The organism is Kytococcus sp. HMSC28H12 (genome assembly GCF_001816045.1).
Taxonomy (GTDB): Bacteria; Actinomycetota; Actinomycetes; order Actinomycetales; family Dermatophilaceae; genus Kytococcus; species Kytococcus schroeteri.
Window position 1 is genome coordinate 1 of record NZ_KV824305.1, and the last position, 3098, is coordinate 3098.

Annotated in this window: 4 protein-coding genes; 1 reads left to right on the forward strand and 3 read right to left on the reverse strand. The window is 73.2% G+C overall.

Annotated elements, in window-relative coordinates; translation table 11 throughout:
- The coding region (locus tag HMPREF3099_RS02115) for a DUF3515 family protein (protein WP_070703543.1) at positions 1-352 on the forward strand (352 nt) is incomplete at its 5' end.
- On the opposite strand, the gene HMPREF3099_RS02120 is transcribed toward HMPREF3099_RS02115, so the two are convergent.
- The 3 genes from HMPREF3099_RS02120 to HMPREF3099_RS02130 are packed head-to-tail and all read right to left on the reverse strand — an operon-like array spanning position 353 to position 2921.
- Complete coding sequence (locus HMPREF3099_RS02120; protein WP_070703544.1) at positions 353-1483, reverse strand: D-alanine--D-alanine ligase family protein; 1131 nt, start codon at positions 1481-1483, stop codon at positions 353-355.
- A 34-nt stretch (positions 1484-1517) separates the two neighbouring features.
- Positions 1518-2519: an NAD(P)H-dependent glycerol-3-phosphate dehydrogenase gene (locus HMPREF3099_RS02125; protein ID WP_070703545.1), complete on the reverse strand. Its 1002-nt coding sequence runs from the start codon at positions 2517-2519 to the stop codon at positions 1518-1520.
- Positions 2520-2558: 39 nt separating this feature from the next.
- Complete coding sequence (locus HMPREF3099_RS02130) at positions 2559-2921, reverse strand: HU family DNA-binding protein (RefSeq protein ID WP_070703546.1); 363 nt, start codon at positions 2919-2921, stop codon at positions 2559-2561.
- Positions 2922-3098 lie beyond the last annotated feature (177 nt).

Below are 3098 nucleotides of genomic sequence, written 5' to 3' on the forward strand. Positions count from 1 at the left end.
GGAGCCCGCCTGTGCCCAGGCAGCCGGGCGGTACCCGCAGGCGGTGGCCGGCGCCGTGCGCCAACCGGTCGCCGAGGAGGCCCGCGACAGCGCCGCGGCCTGGGGCAACCCCGCCATCGTGGCGCGCTGCGGGGTGGAGCCCCCCGCTCCCAGCACCGACCGCTGCCTCACGATCGAGGGCGTGGACTGGGTCGTGGAGGACCTCGACGACGGCATCGCCCTGGTCACCTACGGCCGCACCCCCGCCCTGGAGGTGCTGGTGCCGCGCCGCTACCCGCAGTCCTCGGACCTCGTGGTCGACTTCGCCGACGCGGCCGGGGCCCTGGAGACCACCGGCCGCAGCTGCGGCTGATCAGCGCAGGCCGAGCGGGCGCTCCAGGGCCAGCGTCAGCAGCTCGTCGATGAGTTCCGGGTAGGGGATGCCGGAGGCGGCCCACAGCGCCGGGTACATCGAGTACGGCGTGAAGCCCGGCATCGTGTTGATCTCGTTGATGAGGATGCGCTCGTCGGGTGTGACGAAGAAGTCCACGCGGGAGAGGCCCTCGCACCCGGCCGCCTCGAAGGCCACCACGGCCTGCCGCCGGATCTCCTCGATGACGTGCTCCGGGGCGTCCGCGGGCGCCGACAGGGTGGTCGAGGACTCGTCGAGGTACTTGGCCTCGAAGTCGTAGAAGCCGTGGTCGCCGGAGACGACGATCTCGCCCACCGTGCTGGCCCGCGGGGCGTCGGCACCGTGGCCGTCGAGCACCGCGCACTCGAGCTCGCGGGCGTCGATGCCCTCCTCCACGACCACCTTGAGGTCGTGCTCCCGCGCGGCCTCCACGGCGGCCTCCAGCTCCGCGAGGTCGTCCACCCGGGTGATGCCCATGGAGGACCCGGCGCGGGCCGGCTTGACGAAGACCGGCAGCTGCAGGCCGGCCACCTCGTCCAGGGCCCCCTGCCGGTCGGCACGCCAGCGGCGGTCGGTGATGACCACGTACGGCCCCACCTCGAGCCCGGCGGACTCGAACACCACCTTCATGTGGTGCTTGTCCATCATGAGCGCCGAGGCCGCGACGCCACAGCCCACGTAGTGCAGGTCGGCCATCTCGAGCAGGCCCTGCAGGGTGCCGTCCTCGCCGAACGGGCCGTGCAGCAGCGGGAACACCACGTCCACCTCGCCGAGCACCTCCGGCGGCAGGCCCTGGCGCACCACCTGGAAGTCGGTGTGGGTGGAGCCCAGCGGCACGATGACGTTCTCCTCACCGCCGGTGATCTCCGGGATGTGCCCGGCGCCGATGGTGAGCTCCTCGGGGGTGGCCGTGGAGACGACCCACTGCCCCTGCCGCGTGATGCCGATGGGCACGACGTCCCACCGGTCGGTGTCGATGGCGGCCAGGACGCTGGCGGCCGTGGCGCAGGAGACGGGGTGCTCGCTGGAGCGGCCTCCGAAGACGAGCGCGACGCGGCGGCGCCCGGGCTGGGTCTGGTTCGAAGCAGTCATCGCGCAGGATCGTACTCAACCCGCGCGGACCGCATCAGTACCTCTCGGCCTTGCGGACCCGCGCCATGAGGCGGTGCGCGGTCTCCTCCACGGAGACCCCCTCGTGCACCACTCCCACCACGGCCTGCACGATCGGCATCGGGATGCCGTGCTGCTCGGCCAGGGCCTGGATGGGGCGGCAGGACTTCACTCCCTCGGCCACCTGGCTCTGCGAGGCGAGCACCTCCTCCAGGGACTCGCCCTGCCCCAGACGGGTGCCCACCTGGTGGTTGCGCGAGAGGGAGCTGGAGCAGGTGGCCACGAGGTCCCCCGCCCCCGCCAGGCCGAGGAAGGTCGTGGGGTCGGCTCCCAGGGCCGTGCCCAGACGGGTGATCTCGGCCAGTCCCCGGGTGATGAGCATGGCCGAGGTGTTGTCGCCGTAACCCATCCCCTGGGCCATCCCCACGGCCAGGGCCACCACGTTCTTCACCGCACCGCCCACCTCGGCGCCCAGCACGTCGGAGGAGGTGTAGGGGCGGAAGTAGGGCGCGTCGCACGCCTCGGCGACGGCGTCCGCGCGTGCCGCGTCCGTGCAGGCCACGACGCTGGCCGAGGGCTGCCGCTGCACGATCTCGCGCGCCAGGTTGGGGCCGGAGAGCACCGCCACCCGCTCCGGGTCGATGCCGGCGGCCTGGCTGACGACCTGACTCATCCGCAGGCCGGAGCCCAGCTCGATTCCCTTCATGAGCGAGACCACGGTCGCGTCGGCCGGGATGAGCGGCGCCCACTCCACGAGGTTGTCGCGGAGGGTCTGCGAGGGCACCGCGAGCACCACGACGTCCGCCCCGCGGCACGCCTCGGCGGCGTCGGCCGTGGCCCGCAGCGACTCCGGCAGGGTGTGCCCGGGCAGGTACTGCTCGTTGCGGTGGTCGGCGTTCACCGCCTCCACGAGCTCGGCGCGACGCCCCCAGAGCACCACCTCGGTGCCAGCATCGGCGAGCACCTGGGCGAAGGCCGTGCCCCAGCTGCCAGCTCCAAGGACGGCGGCGCGCGTCATCGTGCTCCTCCACGGGTCGGGTCGGGATCGAGGGTCAGCCTACGTGCTCCGCCCGCTCGTCCACGGCCCGTCCGAGGCGGTCAGCGGCGGGTGCGCCCCCCCGGCCAGGCCCGCGGCGGGCAGCGAGTCCGGGTCGGCCACGAACTTGCGGAAGGTGCGGCTGGGCCGGAAGCGGGGGCCGGCCGTGGCCTCGATGCGGACCACGTCGCCCGTGCGGGGGTTGCGCCCCGTGCGCGGGGCACGCACCACGCGCTCGAAGGTGCCGAACCCCGTGAGCGTCACCGTCCCCCCGGCCGCCACCTCACGGATCATCGCGTCGACGAGGGTGTCGACCGCCCGCGAGGCCGCGTGGTGGCTACCCACGACGGGCTCGAGGATGGTGGCCAGGTCCGCTTTGTTCATGGCGCGCCCTTTCGGTCAGAGGGTGTGTGGGACGGGGACCGTGAGCCCCCTTCGTGGGGAACTGTGACACCCGATCGGCGCCTGACCAAGCCCCCGGGGAAACTGAAATCGAGCCGTGACCAAACCCGCTCGCGGACGTGACGGGGGCCACGCGCCTGACGCCGGACAACGCCACCG